Raw genomic sequence first — 17507 nt, 5'->3', positions numbered from 1 at the left:
CTCTTTTGTTACCTACTCTTTGAACAACAACTCTAAAGAGATGGTAAATTATCTTCAACTGCATAGGCTCAGAAACGTCGTTTTCCTACTTCCCATAGCATGCATTGTTGCCTGTGTTTTCGCAGCAAACTCTTCACATTTCACTGCCAATCCATCTGGACTCTCTCTAGCGATCACTTTTGACCTATTGGTCACCACACCGGTCATCTACTTTCTCATCATCCGAAAGAGAAATATTCCAAAAACGACTCTTGTGCCCGTTTTTATTCTTGGAATTGTTATTGCCTCCATCATTCTGCCCAGTGAACATCAGTTCTATTTATCACAGGTAAAAACATGGTTCCTTCCCTTTTTAGAAATAGGTGTGGTCACCTACCTGATCATCACCATTCGCAAAGCGTTCAGGAAATTCAAGCAGCATGAGCACACATCCATTGATTTCTTTACCACAGCCAAGACAGCTGCTGAAGACATTATGCCAAAAGCATTGAGCACAGCATTCGCCACTGAATTGTCCATATTCTACTACGGATTTATCAGCTGGAAAAAGCGTGAGCTGGCAGCACATGAATTCTCGTACCACAAAACAACCAGCACCCGAATGATCCTTGGAGTGTTTGTCTTTCTGATCATCATAGAAGCATTCGCTGTGCACCTTGCACTTCAGCATTGGAGCGCCACCGTGGCCTGGATTTTGACAATCCTCAGTATCTACGCATGTCTTCAGGTATTCGGAATTGTTCGCTCACTGAGCAAGCGCCCCGTGACTATCGAAGACGATGCGCTTATCCTTAAATATGGCGTAATGGGTGAATCCATGATTCCACTGAGTCAAATCAAGGCAGTCAGGGAGCAAACCAAATCACTGACCGACAGCAAGGAAATCGTTTACTTGTCACCCTTCAAAGACATGGAAGGCCACAACGTGGTAATTGAAGTAGAACGCCCGGCTCAATTGGCAAGTTTTTACGGTTTTAAAAAGACCTACAGTACAATTGTTGTTTATCTGGATGATCCTAAAGCGTTTGTTAATGAGCTAGCGCAAGCCATTACTCCATCGACGTAATCCATGCGCTAATTAACTCAACGCCTTCTTTGTGCGTCATCTTTCGTCCAAGTTCCGGCATCATCTCGCCTGGCTCCAAAGATGCGATGCGATGTACCAAAATGGATTGCTTGGGATTGCCCGGCACTATGCTGTATTTAAGCCCGCCTGAACCCTTTCCTGCTGCGATTGGTGGCTTGTTTACACCCAGTCGATAAGGATCTGCCTGTGATGCCAAAAGATAGAGCCCTGAGTTTTTAGCTGGGCCTTCCCTCCTATGACAATGTGCACAGTTGACTTCCAACCATGCCCGTGCCCGAGCATCCAGTTCTTCATTTTCATTTGAATAATCGACAAGCTTTGGAAATGTTGCATCTGCTTCTACATCCAGCCACCCTTTTTCAACCCAATGGGTCAGTTGCCCACCCTTATTCAACTGACGAGCCGTTGGGCCAATGGGCGTCATCTTTCCTCCCAAATCGTGACAGCTTTTGCATTGAGGTTGTGAAGGAATACTGTAATCTATCCGCTGCAGCGTTCCATTTGTGTCTTTCCATTCTACTGGCACCTTCTTCCCCAGTATGACTCGTTTAGCGTCTGTTTGCTCTTCATTCCATTGATAAGCAATGGCTTTCCATCCCTTTTTTTCATGAATCAGCAAGCGTGTCTCCATGATTCGCCTTCCGGATTCTGGAGACTGGGAATTGAAGGGATAGAAAAAGTTCTTTATCAGGACGGTGTTTTCCGGAAAGATCAACGCTTCACTGTCATGGTATCCAATTTTCTGTGATGCCGGCAATTGGATGAACCGTGCCTTGTGTGCATAATCTGAAAAGAGTGCAGCGTTGATTTCATACGAAAATGTGCGCGCATCATTGGGAATTAAATCGCTCATCGGCATTTTGAAAAAGCCCCATTCGCTCAGCATCTTCGGGTAATCTGAAACCTCTTCAACACCCAAGCTTACCCGCTGGATTTCCGGTTGTTTCTTCTCAGGCTGACTGCATGAAATAAGTGTTGCGATCCATATGAAAACAAGTATCCTCATTGGAAGATCGGTTCGATGGTTCCTGAATCACAGTCGTACAGACTCCAATCAGTGCTGCGTCCTTCAAAATCATTCTCTGCATCAATGTTGGCAAAGTTGAACTCCCCGTTGTTGTTCAGGCACATGACAAATTCCTTATCTGGCGGCAAGATGCCATCCATGGCAAAGTCCGGGAGATTGAAAGTAAAGTACCTTAGGAAAAGCAGCCCAAAATCGTTCTCTAGGGTTGGAAACCAATGTTTGTTTTCAAATTCATTGTCGTGGAAATAGACCAGGTTGGGATACGGATCATAGTCTTCACTGATCTGATTGTTGGCGTCCTCCAGCTGTGAGCCTTCCTCGGCTCCTAACGCTTCTACGAGGATGTAACTGGCCAGCGCTGTACCCACGGTTCTGTTGTGATGGATGCGGTTGTTGAACACCTCAATGTTGCGGGTCGCCATCATCATGATGCCTGTACCCGGAGGCACAACTGCCACCACGTTACCTTCAGGGGCGAAGTTTGTGTGGTTGTTGGATATCACCTCATTATCATACACCCGCGTGGTATGCCCACTCTGGGTCAGTCCGGGCATGTCGAAGATGAGGATGCCGCCGGTATTGTGATGCGCATTGTTGCCATAGATTTCCACCCATCTGCTGTTCTCACTCTCAATCCCAGCCACATTGTGATAGACTTCATTGTTGCGAATGATCACACTGTCTGACTGTCCCACATAAATTCCTGCATCAGATGACCCGATTGCTAAGCAGTTTTCTACCACCACTCGCTTGCAGAGCACCGGATAAAATGCATATGCTCCATTCTCCTCACTGGGCTCTCCGCTCCACTCCGACTTCACGTTGGCAAACCGAACACCGTCCGTATCCGTCACTTTGATGTTATCCCCCGGCGCATCCCGGATGGTGAAGTGCTGAAAAGTCAGGTTCGTGCAGTTAGCTGCTCGAATGCCTTCGGCCCCACTGGTCTGCATCTCGAAAGACAAAATGGTCTGATCCATTCCCTGGCCCTGAAAGACCAGGTTGGAAATGCCATCCAGAATTAAGGGATTGGTAAACATGTAATTGCCTGCAGGGACATCAATGGTATCTCCATCCTGTGCCTGAATCAATAACGTTTGCAGGTCTGCCTCAATGGACTGCCATTGAATGGGTTCTTCTGCTGGCTCCGAACAGGCGAAACCCAGGAAGATGAGTAGTGAGATGAGATGTTTCATAGCTGAGTTTTATATGTATAAAGATAATGATTTGCAAAGTCATTTTTAACTTCCCAAACTGGCACGAAAAGCGCAATAGTGTATAACCTACCAAATACGTCAGGTTAAAAGGAGTCACACCTGCATTACCCTACCATTTCAGCAGGTTAAAGTGATCTATTTCTATATTGCGTTTATATAATTGTTACCTCACATTCATATGCATTTCATAGCCACTTTAACATTATTAGTAATTTCAACTCTTTCCTGCTTAGGTCAGAACTTTGAAATGGCTATTGAACTTTTGGATAATGAGCTTGACTACCAACTTCAAGATTCAATCAAACTGATATCTGAACTTGAAGAACAATTGGCAGAGAGGTTTAAAACTTGCTCAGAGTATCAAAGTGAGCTGCAGAACCTCAAATTGGATGAAATATTGAGTAGTAAATCGGCTTACCTAAAACAACCGCATCATAATGGCAATTACGTTTACTCTAGTTTTCAATTAATTGAAGTGAAATTCGCAAGTATTGGATCTGCAAATCAATTCAAGTTAACCTTAGATCAACTTGGAAATCGGACTGAATGTATAAGCAAAGGAGGAATTCTCTGGTGGGCAAGTGATGAACACATATATTTCATAGTAAGCAGAGCTTATTTTATGACCTACAAATACCCTGAATTGAAATCAGTCATTGATAAGGCTGTAAACTAACGTGAGGTAACCGAATGTATGAGGCATGTGCTTTCGTGCTTTCTACAAACTGAATTAGAACTCGTCCGTGCGTCTGCCGCCGAGAAAGGTTTGTGCTATTTGCGAAGTTTAGCTCGGGAAATTTTGACTTACGAGACGCAGTGCATTCTGCAAACTTAGGAAGCACCGGCAGACTTCACTACTTTAGTGCTATCCATAAAGTGAGAGCACACGCCTCATACATGGACGTTAGTAGCAATTGAGCTCTTGGAAAAATCATATCAAATATCAAAAATAGGTCGACACAATTCTCTTAAGTATTTCAGAAGACACCTTTATTCAATACCAATCACAATTCTTGTTTCTGTTCCTTTCCTTCATTACGTAAAAGAGCAGACTTGGGAATTTTCAATAACATATGGCGCACCTATTACCATTGGAGCCTTCCTGATTTTTGAGTTATTGCCAACTTTGATCATGCACTTAAACCATTATCTGAACAGTAAGTCACTAACTGTTATAATCAATTCAGATTCTAGAACGATCAAATTTGAAAAAGAAGAAATCAAGTTCAATTATGAGTTTGACGAGTTGACGGTGAAGCAACACTTATCAATTTATCAAAAGAATAAGGTTGATGGTAATAAACGTATCTCGACTCCTTGGTCTAACTATTCATATCTTAAGATTAGAACACCTGATAATAAGGAATTTAGGATTAGCTCACTAATATTAACGAAGGATGAATTCCTGATTGAACCAATTGAAACCAAGTATTCTTTTTGGCCTTCAATCAGTTCTGTCTATAAAGATTTTCAACCTGAGATTGAACGAACTGAACGACTCAGAGCAGTGCAACTTAACAACTGGAAGAACAAGTTTTCTAGCTTAACAACTCAAGAACTAAAGTCAAAACTTGAACGGCCGAAGGATTATGATGAGCTTCCTCGAGCAGCAATGGAGCAACTGTTGAAGGAAAAAAGCTACTAACAGACTGTATGAAGGCATGTGCTTGAGTGCTTCTAGCAAATTTTAGTAAAAACATCACCGTGAATCTACCGTTGAGGAAAGTATTGTACTTTCTATCGAGTGCAGTTCGCAGGAGTTTTCATCTTTCTGTACGCAGAGCTTTCTGATACTTTGGATGCACCGGCAGATTTCACTATTTTGCTACTTCGATCCAAGTGTGAGCACACGCCTCATACATGGACGTTAGGGTCAATTTACTTCCACATGAAATATAGCTTCCTATTAATATTATTTCTAAGTACTAATTGCTTTGCCCAAGAAGATGAACTTGTAATAGCTGAGTATTCATCCAATATCATAACACTTAATTTTTTAGACTCTCAATTTGGTTTAACCAGGAAGAAAGAGATTGATGTTTCAAAGTTTGATGGCTGGCTTAGTCCAAGCAAATACAGCTCATCATATTCCCATTTCCCAATACAATTTTCTGCGAACGGAGATCGACTTCTCGTTAGCTTGATTAATGTTGATGAAATGGAAGACATCTCGTATTGGACTAAATTCTTGAGTTACAATTTAGAGACTGATGAACTTGAAGAACTTATTAGGCTAGATGGAACATCTATTTCATTTTGGCATTTGATGAATGATAACCAAATTGTGGGAGTTAGTGGGCGAGTCCTCGTAAAAGTGAATTTGATGGAGGCAAAATATGACACTTTATTCGATTATAACTACTACGCTCAACCTACGGAACTATTGACTTCAAAGTCAAGTATTGATTTTATTGTTGAAGCCAGACAAAACTTATCTTCATTGAGTTATAACCTGGAGTCAGATAAAGTTGAAGAAATTTTCCTTGCCTCTACCACAAACTTTTCAAGTATTCACAATGAAAACCTCCTAACTATTGAAGGACAAGGAACACACACCCTGAAGTTACGAAAGGCCGGTTTGTATGCACTGGTTACTAATGAGAAGAAAATGAAATTGAATAACTTTAATAGTTTCTGGGATAGTGAAGACAACATCTACTTGATGACTAAGACAGGAATATTGAAAGTAGATAATGAATTAAATCAACTTGATAAACTCAATTGTCAAACTCCTCATATTAAGGAGGTAATCGGTGACTGGATTATCTATACCACTCGAAAAGAGTCAAGTGACATCAATACAGCAAAGCATTTTGCGACTAACACTTCGTTTGATAAAACGATCGAACTACCTTTTTTGAACAATAGAAAATCACTAGTATTAATACAGAAAAGACCCTAACAAATGCTAAAAATGAATATGCGAACTGAGCACTTTGAAAGGTATTTGCAAAACAGAATCATTAGAAGATCTAGCAAATGGGGCGCATACTCATTTTAGCTGGTCGTTAGCAGCCACTATCTGAAGGAACTCACAAATGATTATTCGGTACAAAATCTCATCCCGTCTTACGATCGCCTTCCTCATAGCTTATTCAATTGCATGCACTTTTGGTTCCATATTCCTAGTAACCTGGGGCTCAACTAATTTTTATAAAAAAGCTATGATATTCCTGCTATCCTGGCCCATAAGCTGGGACAACCTTATTACTAGCTCAATTATATGGCTACCAGTTAACATTATTTTTTGGTCTGTCTTGGTACTGCTTATAACTTCAGTGATTGAAACTATTTTCCGTCACTTAACTTCAATATAAATTGACTTTTGATTGAGCTTTAACTATGTACAAAACTCATTTAACAATAATATTTGTGATTACTCTTGTACTTGCAAGCTGCCAGAACTCTGATAACGAGCAATCTAACACCAATGAACATAAGTACTTAACAGTTTTCAGGAAAGGAAATCAAACCGACACACTAACTAAGAAACTAGCTAGACTAACTTTTATTGACTCAGTTTACAATCTAACCTATACTGAGGAACTAGATTCACAGAGCTACGAACTTCCTATTGCAGGTGTAACTCAGACGACTGCTGAACTTGGTTTTAAATTGATTGATAAGAAATCGATTTATTACGAAGGGGATGAACCAACTAACTACCTTGTTTATAAGTTTCTATTTGACGACCCTAACGCTGATGATGAAGAAATGTTAGTATTCTTCTCACCTGAATTCGGAATCCTGATTGAAAAAGCTGCGTGGTGGGGTAACTACGGCAAACTAGTTGACACGGGTAACCCTTCCGACAAAGATGAACTCTTCTTTCTAACTGAAATGATAATGTTTGACTCTGATTTTTTCCACAACTGGACTAATGCCGCTGCTAACAAGCACTAGCAGGCATATGCCAGAGTGCTTTCTACTGGTTTCTGAGCAACTTGACCGCTCTACTGCCCATTCTGCTACTTGCATTCCCCCTCTCTCCTTTTCGTCTTTCTGGCTTGAGACTTTCACAATGCAGTGCTTCGTAGATACTGTTGCGGGGGTTGGTCAGTTTCTCTAGTTTAGTGCCCCCGCTGGCCCCCGCTGGCGCAAGCGTCTCGCTTGTGACCTCATCTGCCTCCAAGAAACTGATGTTCTTTTACCACCTACTGCTCGTGGATGTTTTTATCTTCATCGCGCAACCTGCCTGCGGTAGGCAAGCTTTGAATGCACCCCCTTGCCGGGCGCGGACAGATAAGCTACTTTTAGTGCAAATAATTAAGCTCGGAGGCCACAGCGCCATATCTGGGCGTTAGCCTTCATGAATATTAAAAACAATTAAACTGGATGACAGAAACTAAACATCAGCAATTAACAATAAAAAGGGGTATTCTGGCCATTGTGATCATGTATGCATGTCAACTCCTAGCTGGAATAGCTATCTCTTATGGGTTAAAGTTCTTTTCGCCTACTAATAAAGTTTCTATTGAGATCTTGGGGCTGACTTCTACTTTACTCAGTGGCATTATGATAATTATTTTTTACTGGTGGGATATCCGTAGATCAGGTGAAACTTTCTATCCGGAGATAGGACTTCAACCAAGTAAGATTAAAAAAAGCAAAGGCCTATTATTGGTTATAGCTGCATTGGTATCAACACACTTTTTAGCATGGATATATAGATCAGTGATCTTACCTTCCTTTGGTCACGAAGGAATCATTGCAGGCGGCTCCAAGATGTTTAGCTTCATCCAAACAAATGGAGGAGTACTTGAAATGTCTGGTTTATTATTGCTGGCACTCCTTATTGGACCCATTATGGAAGAGGTTGTATTTAGAGGGTATTTGCAGTCTTCATTAGCCAAAAAAATACCTTTATGGGCAGCTATATTGATAACGTCTATTGTTTTCACTGTTGGCCATAGTCCCATGATATTGTGGCCCATGTATTTTCTGTATAGTGCTACCTGGGGTTGGATCTTGGTACGTACTGGCTCTTTAAAAATGGCGATCCTAATTCATGTTCTAAGCAACTTATTTTATGCTATTGTAGGCTTTGCAGGCTGGGATATTCTTGCCTAGGTTGAATTATCAACGTCAATTATGATTTATTTAAGAAGTAATATCTTTATTATCTTAAAAAAGAAAGGCTAACAATATGTATAGCACATTAAAACGTGCCATACACGAGATCGTTAGATATCATTTGGAGCAATGAGCAAATTATTATTAGTCCTGATCGGAATTCTTTTCACTTTACCCTCACATGCACAAGAACAGGATCCTTTCAGAATAACTGTTCGGGATGGACAAATTGATGTTCAAACTTTCTACTTAATAACAGGAGAGGGTAATATTGAACTGGATAGTATCGAACTAAGAACTATCTCACCAAACTGGATTAAAGCCATCAACGTAGTAACTGAACTGCAAGACTCTACAGACATAGTTTCCCCTAATTCAGTAACAGTTGCTTCCATATTTATTGAGCTTAAAAAGAAACGATTAAAGAAATTTTTAGAGAGCCATTCAAAGGGAAAGAACAATATCTAACAGACGCTAAAGTGCATATCACTTCGCGTGCCGGTCAACTGCATCTAGCTTCTCTCAATTACCTTTTAAGTCTATTCAAATTTTGTATATTATTTAGCTAAAACTCAAAAGATGACAATAAGAAAAATTATTGGAACAGTATTCTCGGTTGTAGCACTTATTACTCTTGGCATTTTTATTATCAGAACTGAATTTAGTGTTCAACTCCAAGTGTGGATGAGCTTCAATTATTACATTCAGTTTTCTCCATATGTTATTAGCATTATGCTCTTTTATAGTGGAGTGTATCTATTTAGAAGAAATCAGAAATCGAATTTCGCGATGGCGATTTTTGGGTATACGATTTTCGAAATAGTGGCTTTGGATTGGATGGGAATATTATCCAATAATCTAAGCACTTACACAACCATACTGTTTGTATGTTGCGCTATTGTGGCCCTATGGGTTGCTCATGCGAATCCATTTACTTTAAGGAAATTGTCTTTGAAGGAAATCCTAATAAGCGTTTTTATCGGAGCATTGGAGAGCCTACTTCTATATTATCTACAGTTTAATTAGTAGATATGGAGGAAAGCTGCTAACCAACGCTAAATATCCATAGTCATTCTGCGCTATTTGTGAAAAGTGCCTGATTCGGATAGCTTTATACGAAATTGCAACGGTCAGCCTACGGATTTTAGCTGTGCGTTAGGCACATGTAAGAAAAGAATCAATATGGTAAGAAATACAATTAATCCAGAAACACTTTTTAATTCAACCCAATACGGGTTTTCACAAATTACAATTTCAACGCCTGGGAAAATAGTATTCATTTCTGGTCAAGTTGCATGGGATGAAAACCAGAATATCATTGGAGGAAATAATTTAGAAAAACAAACTCGAAAAGCAATTGATAACCTGAAAATTGCTATTGAATCCGTAGGTGGAACTATGGAAAATATTATGATGCTAAGAATTTATAAAGTGGATTACCAGAAAGAAGATGCACCAATTATCACTTCAATACTCAAGGAAAATTTTAGTGCCAGAAATCCACCTGCGAGTACATGGGTTAGTGTAAAAGGACTTGCAAACGAGGGATTTATGATTGAGATAGAGGCTCAAGCTGTCATCTGAAAATTCAATATAGAGAAAGCACATAAAGCAATATTCAATACGTAACTGAAGAGAGCAATTGTTAAATTGAAAGAAGCCTCCCGCTGGCGCGCGTTTGCAACGCGTGTCCTTTAATGAGTTGTTACAAGCCTAAAGTTATCTATTCCTATATTGCGCTTATATAATTCTTGGCAAGCATAATGCAGTGCTTTGAAAAGAATTTCCCCCACTGGCGCAAGCGTCTCGCTTGTGACCTCATCTGCCGCCAGGAAACTGATGTGCTTTCTACTTTCTTCTGCTCGTAGGAGTTCTTAATCCTCGTGGCGCAGTGCCTATCTGATACCTGCCTGCGGTAGGCAGGCTTTGAATGAACCCCCTTGCCAGGCGCGGACAGATAAGCTAATTTCATCGCAATTAACAAAGCTCGGAGGCCACAGCGCCATAGCTGGGCGTTAGATAGCATGGTCGCCAGATCAACTTTCTTGCGTTATTCTTCGTAACTTTACAACATGAGTACAGTTGAACTTAAGGCTAGCCTTCATCAGCTAATTGATGGAATACAGAATTCAAACCTACTTGAATCTCTTCATGATATCTTATCCGAACGAAGGAACTCTAAGGATGGACATCTTTGGAACTCCTTAACTGACTCACAAAAACAAGAGGTATTGGATGCTTATCAAGAATCAGAAGATTCAAATAACTTAACTCCTCACGCTGAAGTTCTTCGCAAATTCAAATGAGAATACTTTGGACTAAGAAGTCCCAATCAAGGTTCCAAGAAATCAACACATACATTTCAACTGAATTCGGTGAACTACCATCTACAAAATTCAGAAATAAAGTATTTGACTTTCTGGAATTACTTGAACGCTTCCCTGAGCTTGGAACTTTGGAGGTTGCAGAGAAGCACATCAGAGGGTTTCAAATCTCTAAACAAACCAAAATTTTCTATAGGATTAACAAAGATCACATCAGCTTATTGACATTCTTCGACAGTCGTCAAGACCCAAAGGATAAACCGAGGTAATGCTATCTAACAGTCGCTAGTAAGAATATCCCTCCCGCTTGCGCAAGCGTCTCGCTTGTGACCTTCGTAATTAGGTAATTAACCCAAATCAACAAGGATCAGAAATGATCACTATTTTGACCCATTATCCCGCTGGCGCGCGTTTGCAACACGTGTCCTTTTTCAGTTGTTCAAGCCTAAAGTGATCTATTCCTATATTGCGTTTATAATAATTGTTGGCATTAATGAGACAATTCTTCATGGAAGAGACTTTCAAAGTTATATATCCTTTACTAACAGTATTGAACACTGTTTTGATCGTAACGGGACTCCTTTATACAATTCGTCATTACCGGTTTAATAGAACTTGGTCATATATTGAAAGGTATAATAGTTCTGACTTTCTATTGACAAAGAAGTATGTCAAGATGTTTACGAACCAACTCAACTCATTTGAAAATGATAACCAAAGGAAAGAGTATGTGAAACGACTCATTGATTCTACTAAAGACAATGATATCGAAATGATCCTTCATTTGACACGATATGTGAATCTGTTCACAGAACTCGGAGTTGCTTACAAATCTGGTGCTTGGAGTAAAAAAGCAATTATTTCAATAGCGGCAGTAGTAATTTCCTCATGGGATAAAATGGAGACCTTCATACGAGTAGAACAAGAAAGAGCTCTCCCACGAAAAATTTACAACTCATTTGAAGATCTTTATAAAATTGTAAAACGAAAAGGATTGCATGAAAAGTGAAAAAACTAATGCTAACAATAGATAAAAAACATAGAACTTTTCTGCAATCCGAAAGATCATCGGATTCTGGCAAGTCCACCACCAAGTATAGTTAAATTTAGAAATCGGTCTTGGCTCGTAGGTCACGCAAAGCAAGGGTACTATTCAATCCCTATGGTTTTTATCAAGATCGTTGTGGGGCATTGGAACACCGAAACTCATAAGATGAAATCAATAATTTTTATAGTACTAACTCTGGTCAAAGCAGTGGTAATAATCTACTTCGTTGCTCGAATATTAATGAACCTATTTAAGAAGAACGACCCAACTTCTAAGAGGAAAGCATTCATTCAATTCTTAACAATGTTCGGAATCCTCATTGGGTTAACCGTACTTGAATTTGGAATTGCATTTGCATTACCATCAGATAGCTAAATGAGCAGTTAATCCATGAAATATCAGACTGAACAAATTGGTTATATAAAGCGTCTTAAGAAAGAGTTTCTATTTAGCTTCGTGATTTTAACCCCCGCTGGCGCAAGCGTCTTGCTTGTGACCTCATCTGCCGCCAGGAAATTGAAGTGATTTCTACTTTCTTCTGCTCCTTTACTCCGCTGAGTCCTTCGCCAAAGGCTTCAGCCGTCGTTGAAGCTACGCGAAGGCGAAGGTGGAATTTTTTATCTGTATGACGCAGTGCTAGTCTGATACCTGCCTGCGGTAAGTAGGCTTTGAATGCACCCCCTTGTCGGCGCGGACAGATAAGCTACTTTTATAGCAATTAATTAAGCTCGGAGGCCACAGCGCCATATCTGGGCGTTGGCAGTTATAGTGAGCAGAGTATTCAGAATTTTAACATTTTTTCTTTTGGTGGTCTCTGGATGCACAAATGCAGTCAGGCAGCCAGACTATTCCAAATCCACAGCCAAACCAATTGAGCTATTATTAGACATTGTTCAGGGTGGTCTAAGTAGTAAACTAGAAGTCCAGATAATCAATAGACATAATGGAGTTTACCAACTGAATTCAATCATTGAGAACTCAAACGAAACGGTTCGGGTTTCAACTCACATTAATGATATGAATAGCAAAGAATCTGACACCACATTCAATTTCTCAAAAAACAAATTTGTTGAGAAACTAAATCAAGAGCTAAAAGCTTCAGACGCACAGATGACTTTTGCAGGAAACTTTCAACAAATAAGAATCAAAACCGACGCTGAAACTTCTGAGTTTTATACGCAAAAAGCTTTTGGGTTAATGGCACTACTTAGAGGTGATAAATAAAGCAAGCAGAAACCCCCGCTGACGCAAGCGTCTCGCTTGTGACCGTCTAAGCTGTGTTATAAATTAAATCAGGAGTGTTATCGCTGATCATTACCTTGAACCCCTCTCCGATTTCAGTTTAGCTCGCAATTCCAAGTAAACATCTAAGGCCAACTCCTGGACGGTATCCCTGTTCCATAGGTCTACTTTCTCAGCAAAAACATCCACAACTTCACTGTACCAATTCCACAACTCATCACTTCGATTCTCGAATCCAACAAGCGACAGGATAACAACTCCCAAGTCTGGACAAAAAACCGATGGGTCAAAACCAACACGATCCAACTCTTGAACGAATTTCGTGCCTTGCAACTCTTTCTTGATCAAGAAAAGGATCAAATCCTGACTATCGGACAACTTGAAGAACGGTAGGTTTTCTGCTTGGATATGTGAGTTCATTATGGTTGATTTGGGTCAAAGACGAATAAAAGGTTTAGTAGCCCAAATACTGATTTCAAATCTTCTTTCAAGCGTTCGTCGCACTCGTCAAGTTCAACTCTTCTTAAAAGGCCAAGAATCCCTTTGCGAGAATTATACAACTCTTGATTTGAAATTGGAATAAGGATTTTTCGGTTCATTGTTTACATGATTTTACCGATCAATTTAATATTGTCAATTATACAGATTTTATTGACATAATCAAATTAAAATCAATATTTTCTGCACATTAGTCTCATTAATTCTTATAATTATTAAGAATAAATTGAACAACATGACGAAAATTGGTGAATACCTTGATAAAAAAGCAGTGAATAAATCTCATATTTCCAGAAGGACTGGAATTAGTAAACAAAGACTTAGTGAACTCTCAATTAACGAGTCAACTAAATTAAGAGCAGATGAAATCTATTTGATTGCTTTAGCTATCGAGGCTAACCCCTGTGAGCTATTGGAATTTGTTTGTGGTCACTTACAATTAAAGAAGCATGAATAAAATCAACGATAATGCAAGATTATGTTGATTTAGCTGAAAAGAATGGAGTTACACTTTTAGACAATGGGAAGTGTCAATTCTGCGGTGCCAATACAAAAAGAGGCATTCACGAATGCTTGGAAATTTTCAATCTGGGATTCCATCAGATTGATTTTGCGAACATTGAAAATCATATCTATAGATTTCTGACTGTTGATGCACACACATTGCAACATCCTGAAATTCACGGCAGATGGAATAACCATTTTCACCTTTCCAGACTGCATTTGATTTTCAAATATGATGTTAAGTGGTCTTACAAATTATCCCCGAAGCTCAGTGAGTATCTGAATACGTATAAAGCTCATAAGAAAGATGAGTATTTAACTCCACCCCCTATCCTTGAACGAGGGGAAATTACGACTACCGATATTCTGGAGAATTCGATCAATGAAAAGAGGTGTAAGGATTTGATAAAAAGATGGGCACAGGAAGTTTATGATAAATGGAATGTCCATCATAGCGTAGTAGACAATATTGTAAAAGGATTTTTACATGTGAAATGATAAAAATCAACTGCTAACAGTCAGATGAAAAAAAGTGTGACTACTCTAAAAGCCCTCCCTAGCGCAAGCGTCTCGCTTGTGACTACTCCAAAAGCTCCTGACTCAAAGTGTTACATTACCACAATCTTCAGAAAACCTATGTACCATAAAAAGGTAAGAAAAAGGGCTGTGGCACCGTACAATACATATCGCTTTGGCCGGCCAATTTTCAGCGGAATGGGGCGAACTCGACCTGTCGTCGAGAGAGTCAGCTTATACCCTCTTTTAGGAATGGTCTCGATACCTATGCCATGAATAAAATTCTCCCGTAGTACCTTTCTTAGATCCGCGATGGCTCTGGTTAAAGATTCATCATTGACGATCGTCTCCGTCCAAATGTTTTTAATCAAATAATCTCTCGTCACGATCGCATCGGCGTTTTCGCTGAGGAGATAAATTAGTTTAGCCAGTCTCGGCTCAAGTACCAATGACTTGCTTTCAGGGCTGGCCAATATTCCGTAAGTCGGAGATATCTTCCAATCACCAACTTTCACATTTCCTGACAGAGAATCCGCTACAATTTCTTTCATATTAATTGGATAATAATTTCATTTTTCTTTCAGGTAATCGGTCGCTTTTCTCATGACTGTTGCTGTCAAGCAAATTAAAAGTAATCAATCAATCAAGCATTTAACAGTATTTAACTATGAGAAAAATAGCAGTTACAGTCGTTCTCTGCCAAATAGCGCTAATGTCTACCTGTCAACCAACGAGGGTTCAGCGTCAGAGTATTGTTCTCCCAATGGATGTCACAACCAGACGTCCAATAGTTGAAGTAATGATCGATGGAAAAGGTCCTTTCAAGTTCATCTTCGATACAGGATCTTCCGCGAACGTCATTGATGAAAGTCTAAATGAAGCGTTTGGCTTTGAAGTGGTCGGCGAAGACCCATTGAGGACCCCTGGGTCTGAAAACAAGCTCGTTTCACAAAGGGTCAATGTCGAGAAGGTGAGTTTCCCTGGCACAAATATTTCCAAAGATGCAGAAATGAATGTCATTGCTATCAAAGCCATGGTTTCCGTAGATGGAATTCTAGGTGGGTACTTCCTAGAAGATTACCTGGTGACAATGGATTATCCAGGTTCAAAACTCATTTTGACAATTGGAGGATTATCTAAAGACGATGATGATGTTACTTCCTTTATTCAAAATCCCAGAGTTCTTAACTTGAACATAGACGTAGATGGACATAGTATTGAAGCACATCTTGATACAGGCAACCCAAGTGCCTTTACACTTCCCTATTCTATGAAGGATAAGCTTACTTTCAAAGAACCCCCAGTGAAAGGCTCGCCCATCAGAACTCCTGTTGCCAGTTTTAACAGATGGGATGCGGAGCTGGTTGGTTCTATAAAGATTGGAAATGCCACCTATGAAAATCCCAAAGTGATGTTAGCAGAGGGTTTCGAATTTGTTAACCTGGGCTATGAGGTTCTTAAGGATTTACGTACAACCATTGATAGAAAAAACAACCTGATCAAGTTTGAAAAAGTAGGGATTGCCAATTCAGGCAGTGAAATGACCAATGAACAAAATGCCTCACAAGCTTCGCCATTTGCGGGGGTCTACGAAGGCGAAAGAAAAATTTGGGTAGATGAATCAGGAGAGTTACAATATCAGCGGGCCATAAGCCCTGTGGCCTTGAAACTGGTCCTACTTCAGGGAGATCTCTACGAAATGAAAGTCCCTGAAGGAGTTCGTGCCCCTGGGGGAATCCCCAACATCCTATTTATAAGAAATGAGCAAAAAGTAGTAACCGCAATTGAACTCGTCTACGCTGATGGGAGAAAGGATGGTCCATTCAAAAAAGAAAAGTAGCTAGGAGGAATGACAGCCCACAGGACTGTATTTACTGAAAAGAGAAGGCTTGACAGAGTACAATGAATTACGTAACTGAATTCCTGATTAGCTAGGCATTATTTTGGATGGATCAACAAACAACGTCTTCAATTATTAGGAGATTACTGGCACTTGCCATTGACTTCAGCCTTCTGGCATTCATTGGCTTTTTATCCGGCTTCCTTCTAGAAGACTTTTACGTTTCATTGGCTGGTTACGGGACGCTCGCAGGGAGTGCGTTTGTCATCGTTTACTTTACCACTCTGCAAAGCAACATTGGGAAAGGTCAAACGCTTGGAAAACGTATAGTAAAAATTCAAGTAATGAGCTTAGCGAAACAGTATTTGACTGTGCGGAAATCATTGCTAAGATCGTTGATGGTTTTCTTCCCTTTGATGAACATCGGAATGCTGTCAAGCGGCTCTTTCTTTCTTATCATCCAAGCAGCGATCCTGTACTTTATTTTTGTCTTTGGCTACTTCGTATTAGTCAACAAATCCCGCAGGGGGCTGCATGACATCTTAGTCTCAAGTGTTGTATTGAACAAAGGCGTGACCGACTTTCAAATCGGAGCATCGAACAATATGGGGAGTAAAAAACTGATTCCAGTTGGCGTTCTAGGTGTCTTGATAATAAGTGGTGCGGTTTATTTTACTTTCGCAGAAACCGAGTTGACCCAGTTTCTCCATGTAAAGGAATCCATAGAAAAAAGGGAGGATGTCATCAAGGTTATAAACATGAGAGTATCGCAGGAATCTCGTAATGTGAATATTACTGTGAGAATTGATGCTGGATTGGAATCCCTAGATAAAGAGTCTGCCCATTTCAGTGAAATCAATGCGATTGTTAGAAGAGAATTTCCAGAAGCAGAAGAAGTAACAATCAACCTTTACTCAGGCTACAACATTGGCCTTGAAAGCAAAACCCAAGGAGTCACCAAGATCATTGGTAGTTGAAATTAGGATTGTTGCGATTAGACATTGTGCCTGTCGGTTAGCAAAGAATCTTAGTTCTGTTCATGGATTGTCAGCAAAAAGCCTACTAGCTCGACGTTCGAATCAAAAAAATAGTTATTAAAAAAATTAATGGTTACATTCAAAAATCCTCATT

At 39.9% G+C, this 17507-nt stretch carries 23 protein-coding genes; 18 read left to right on the top strand and 5 right to left on the bottom strand.

From position 1 onward, the window contains the following. The first annotated feature begins 40 nt into the window (after positions 1-40). Positions 41-1066 carry a hypothetical protein gene (locus ABJF57_RS20395; RefSeq protein ID WP_462234960.1) on the top strand — a complete coding sequence of 342 codons (1026 nt, stop codon included), beginning with the start codon at positions 41-43 and terminating at the stop codon, positions 1064-1066. Here the strand turns inward: ABJF57_RS20395 and ABJF57_RS20390 are convergent. Together ABJF57_RS20390 and ABJF57_RS20385 are read right to left on the bottom strand one after the other, a co-directional pair. Then, positions 1050-2093, bottom strand: coding sequence for an SO2930 family diheme c-type cytochrome (locus ABJF57_RS20390; protein WP_462234962.1), 1044 nt, complete (start codon positions 2091-2093; stop codon positions 1050-1052). The two genes, ABJF57_RS20395 and ABJF57_RS20390, sit on opposite strands and share 17 nt — an antisense overlap. Next, a complete protein-coding gene (locus ABJF57_RS20385; RefSeq protein ID WP_462234963.1) occupies positions 2090-3310 on the bottom strand; it encodes a parallel beta-helix domain-containing protein in 1221 nt (406 codons plus the stop codon). The genes ABJF57_RS20390 and ABJF57_RS20385 overlap by 4 nt, the downstream gene beginning before the upstream one ends. Positions 3311-3578: 268 nt before the next feature. On the opposite strand from ABJF57_RS20385, the gene ABJF57_RS20380 reads away from it, so the two are divergent. From ABJF57_RS20380 to ABJF57_RS20320, 13 genes are all read left to right on the top strand, one after another. Then, positions 3579-4007, top strand: a complete 429-nt coding sequence (locus ABJF57_RS20380) for a hypothetical protein (RefSeq protein WP_462234964.1) — start codon at positions 3579-3581, stop codon at positions 4005-4007. A gap of 246 nt (positions 4008-4253) precedes the next feature. Further along, entirely contained in the window at positions 4254-4976 is a 723-nt protein-coding gene (locus tag ABJF57_RS20375) for a hypothetical protein (RefSeq protein WP_462234966.1), read from the top strand. 243 nt (positions 4977-5219) lie between these two features. Next, a complete protein-coding gene (locus ABJF57_RS20370) occupies positions 5220-6233 on the top strand; it encodes a hypothetical protein (protein WP_462234968.1) in 1014 nt (337 codons plus the stop codon). A 470-nt stretch (positions 6234-6703) separates the two neighbouring features. Further along, entirely contained in the window at positions 6704-7234 is a 531-nt protein-coding gene (locus tag ABJF57_RS20365) for a hypothetical protein (protein ID WP_462234969.1), read from the top strand. Between the two features lie 432 nt (positions 7235-7666). Continuing rightward, on the top strand, positions 7667-8401 hold the full coding sequence (locus tag ABJF57_RS20360; protein ID WP_462234971.1) for a lysostaphin resistance A-like protein: 735 nt from the start codon (positions 7667-7669) through the stop codon (positions 8399-8401). A 132-nt stretch (positions 8402-8533) separates the two neighbouring features. Beyond that, positions 8534-8872 (top strand): hypothetical protein, encoded by a 339-nt coding sequence (locus ABJF57_RS20355; protein WP_462234972.1) that lies wholly within the window; start codon positions 8534-8536, stop codon positions 8870-8872. Between the two features lie 111 nt (positions 8873-8983). Beyond that, positions 8984-9430, top strand: a complete 447-nt coding sequence (locus tag ABJF57_RS20350; protein ID WP_462234974.1) for a hypothetical protein — start codon at positions 8984-8986, stop codon at positions 9428-9430. 156 nt (positions 9431-9586) lie between these two features. Continuing rightward, a complete protein-coding gene (locus ABJF57_RS20345; RefSeq protein ID WP_462234975.1) occupies positions 9587-9988 on the top strand; it encodes a RidA family protein in 402 nt (133 codons plus the stop codon). Between the two features lie 488 nt (positions 9989-10476). Further along, a complete protein-coding gene (locus ABJF57_RS20340) occupies positions 10477-10710 on the top strand; it encodes a hypothetical protein (RefSeq protein ID WP_462234977.1) in 234 nt (77 codons plus the stop codon). Next, complete coding sequence (locus tag ABJF57_RS20335) at positions 10707-10997, top strand: type II toxin-antitoxin system RelE/ParE family toxin (RefSeq protein WP_462234979.1); 291 nt, start codon at positions 10707-10709, stop codon at positions 10995-10997. The genes ABJF57_RS20340 and ABJF57_RS20335 overlap by 4 nt, the downstream gene beginning before the upstream one ends. A gap of 224 nt (positions 10998-11221) precedes the next feature. Then, complete coding sequence (locus tag ABJF57_RS20330; RefSeq protein ID WP_462234981.1) at positions 11222-11737, top strand: DUF4760 domain-containing protein; 516 nt, start codon at positions 11222-11224, stop codon at positions 11735-11737. A 204-nt stretch (positions 11738-11941) separates the two neighbouring features. Next, positions 11942-12151, top strand: a complete 210-nt coding sequence (locus ABJF57_RS20325; protein WP_462234983.1) for a hypothetical protein — start codon at positions 11942-11944, stop codon at positions 12149-12151. A 393-nt stretch (positions 12152-12544) separates the two neighbouring features. Then, positions 12545-13000 (top strand): hypothetical protein, encoded by a 456-nt coding sequence (locus ABJF57_RS20320; RefSeq protein ID WP_462234985.1) that lies wholly within the window; start codon positions 12545-12547, stop codon positions 12998-13000. Positions 13001-13090: 90 nt separating this feature from the next. Here the strand turns inward: ABJF57_RS20320 and ABJF57_RS20315 are convergent, their stop codons facing one another. After that, positions 13091-13438, bottom strand: a complete 348-nt coding sequence (locus ABJF57_RS20315; protein ID WP_462234987.1) for a hypothetical protein — start codon at positions 13436-13438, stop codon at positions 13091-13093. Then, complete coding sequence (locus ABJF57_RS20310; RefSeq protein WP_462234989.1) at positions 13438-13617, bottom strand: hypothetical protein; 180 nt, start codon at positions 13615-13617, stop codon at positions 13438-13440. The genes ABJF57_RS20315 and ABJF57_RS20310 overlap by 1 nt, the downstream gene beginning before the upstream one ends. Positions 13618-13751: 134 nt before the next feature. On the opposite strand from ABJF57_RS20310, the gene ABJF57_RS20305 reads away from it, so the two are divergent. Beyond that, the gene (locus ABJF57_RS20305) at positions 13752-13973 is read left to right on the top strand and encodes a helix-turn-helix domain-containing protein (protein ID WP_462234990.1); all 222 of its coding nucleotides are present in this window, start codon (positions 13752-13754) and stop codon (positions 13971-13973) included. Between the two features lie 11 nt (positions 13974-13984). Further along, positions 13985-14518 (top strand): DUF5946 family protein, encoded by a 534-nt coding sequence (locus tag ABJF57_RS20300; protein ID WP_462234992.1) that lies wholly within the window; start codon positions 13985-13987, stop codon positions 14516-14518. A gap of 110 nt (positions 14519-14628) precedes the next feature. On the opposite strand, the gene ABJF57_RS20295 is transcribed toward ABJF57_RS20300, so the two are convergent. After that, a complete protein-coding gene (locus ABJF57_RS20295; protein ID WP_462234994.1) occupies positions 14629-15087 on the bottom strand; it encodes a winged helix-turn-helix domain-containing protein in 459 nt (152 codons plus the stop codon). A gap of 116 nt (positions 15088-15203) precedes the next feature. Here ABJF57_RS20295 and ABJF57_RS20290 point away from each other — a divergent pair, with 116 nt between their 5' ends. Both ABJF57_RS20290 and ABJF57_RS20285 read left to right on the top strand, forming a co-directional pair. Continuing rightward, a complete protein-coding gene (locus ABJF57_RS20290) occupies positions 15204-16376 on the top strand; it encodes a retropepsin-like aspartic protease (protein ID WP_462234996.1) in 1173 nt (390 codons plus the stop codon). Between the two features lie 107 nt (positions 16377-16483). Then, complete coding sequence (locus ABJF57_RS20285) at positions 16484-17353, top strand: RDD family protein (protein ID WP_462234998.1); 870 nt, start codon at positions 16484-16486, stop codon at positions 17351-17353. The last annotated feature ends 154 nt before the right edge of the window (positions 17354-17507 follow it).

The organism is Ekhidna sp. (assembly GCF_039940915.1).
In the GTDB taxonomy this organism is placed as follows: Bacteria; Bacteroidota; Bacteroidia; order Cytophagales; family Cyclobacteriaceae; genus Ekhidna.
The sequence above is the reverse complement of the archived record's forward strand: the minus strand, read 5'-3'. Positions and strand labels throughout refer to the sequence as shown.

Bases quoted from the DNA above. Each gene is read 5' to 3' on its own strand.
- ABJF57_RS20395 (WP_462234960.1), top strand. From the start codon at position 41: ATGGTAAATTATCTTCAACTGCATAGGCTCAGAAACGTCGTTTTCCTA.
- ABJF57_RS20390 (WP_462234962.1), bottom strand. From the start codon at position 2,093: ATGAGGATACTTGTTTTCATATGGATCGCAACACTTATTTCATGCAGT.
- ABJF57_RS20385 (WP_462234963.1), bottom strand. From the start codon at position 3,310: ATGAAACATCTCATCTCACTACTCATCTTCCTGGGTTTCGCCTGTTCG.
- ABJF57_RS20380 (WP_462234964.1), top strand. From the start codon at position 3,579: ATGGCTATTGAACTTTTGGATAATGAGCTTGACTACCAACTTCAAGAT.
- ABJF57_RS20370 (WP_462234968.1), top strand. From the start codon at position 5,220: ATGAAATATAGCTTCCTATTAATATTATTTCTAAGTACTAATTGCTTT.
- ABJF57_RS20360 (WP_462234971.1), top strand. From the start codon at position 7,667: ATGACAGAAACTAAACATCAGCAATTAACAATAAAAAGGGGTATTCTG.
- ABJF57_RS20355 (WP_462234972.1), top strand. From the start codon at position 8,534: ATGAGCAAATTATTATTAGTCCTGATCGGAATTCTTTTCACTTTACCC.
- ABJF57_RS20350 (WP_462234974.1), top strand. From the start codon at position 8,984: ATGACAATAAGAAAAATTATTGGAACAGTATTCTCGGTTGTAGCACTT.
- ABJF57_RS20345 (WP_462234975.1), top strand. From the start codon at position 9,587: ATGGTAAGAAATACAATTAATCCAGAAACACTTTTTAATTCAACCCAA.
- ABJF57_RS20340 (WP_462234977.1), top strand. From the start codon at position 10,477: ATGAGTACAGTTGAACTTAAGGCTAGCCTTCATCAGCTAATTGATGGA.
- ABJF57_RS20335 (WP_462234979.1), top strand. From the start codon at position 10,707: ATGAGAATACTTTGGACTAAGAAGTCCCAATCAAGGTTCCAAGAAATC.
- ABJF57_RS20330 (WP_462234981.1), top strand. From the start codon at position 11,222: ATGAGACAATTCTTCATGGAAGAGACTTTCAAAGTTATATATCCTTTA.
- ABJF57_RS20325 (WP_462234983.1), top strand. From the start codon at position 11,942: ATGAAATCAATAATTTTTATAGTACTAACTCTGGTCAAAGCAGTGGTA.
- ABJF57_RS20315 (WP_462234987.1), bottom strand. From the start codon at position 13,438: ATGAACTCACATATCCAAGCAGAAAACCTACCGTTCTTCAAGTTGTCC.
- ABJF57_RS20310 (WP_462234989.1), bottom strand. From the start codon at position 13,617: ATGAACCGAAAAATCCTTATTCCAATTTCAAATCAAGAGTTGTATAAT.
- ABJF57_RS20305 (WP_462234990.1), top strand. From the start codon at position 13,752: ATGACGAAAATTGGTGAATACCTTGATAAAAAAGCAGTGAATAAATCT.
- ABJF57_RS20300 (WP_462234992.1), top strand. From the start codon at position 13,985: ATGCAAGATTATGTTGATTTAGCTGAAAAGAATGGAGTTACACTTTTA.
- ABJF57_RS20295 (WP_462234994.1), bottom strand. From the start codon at position 15,087: ATGAAAGAAATTGTAGCGGATTCTCTGTCAGGAAATGTGAAAGTTGGT.
- ABJF57_RS20290 (WP_462234996.1), top strand. From the start codon at position 15,204: ATGAGAAAAATAGCAGTTACAGTCGTTCTCTGCCAAATAGCGCTAATG.
- ABJF57_RS20285 (WP_462234998.1), top strand. From the start codon at position 16,484: ATGGATCAACAAACAACGTCTTCAATTATTAGGAGATTACTGGCACTT.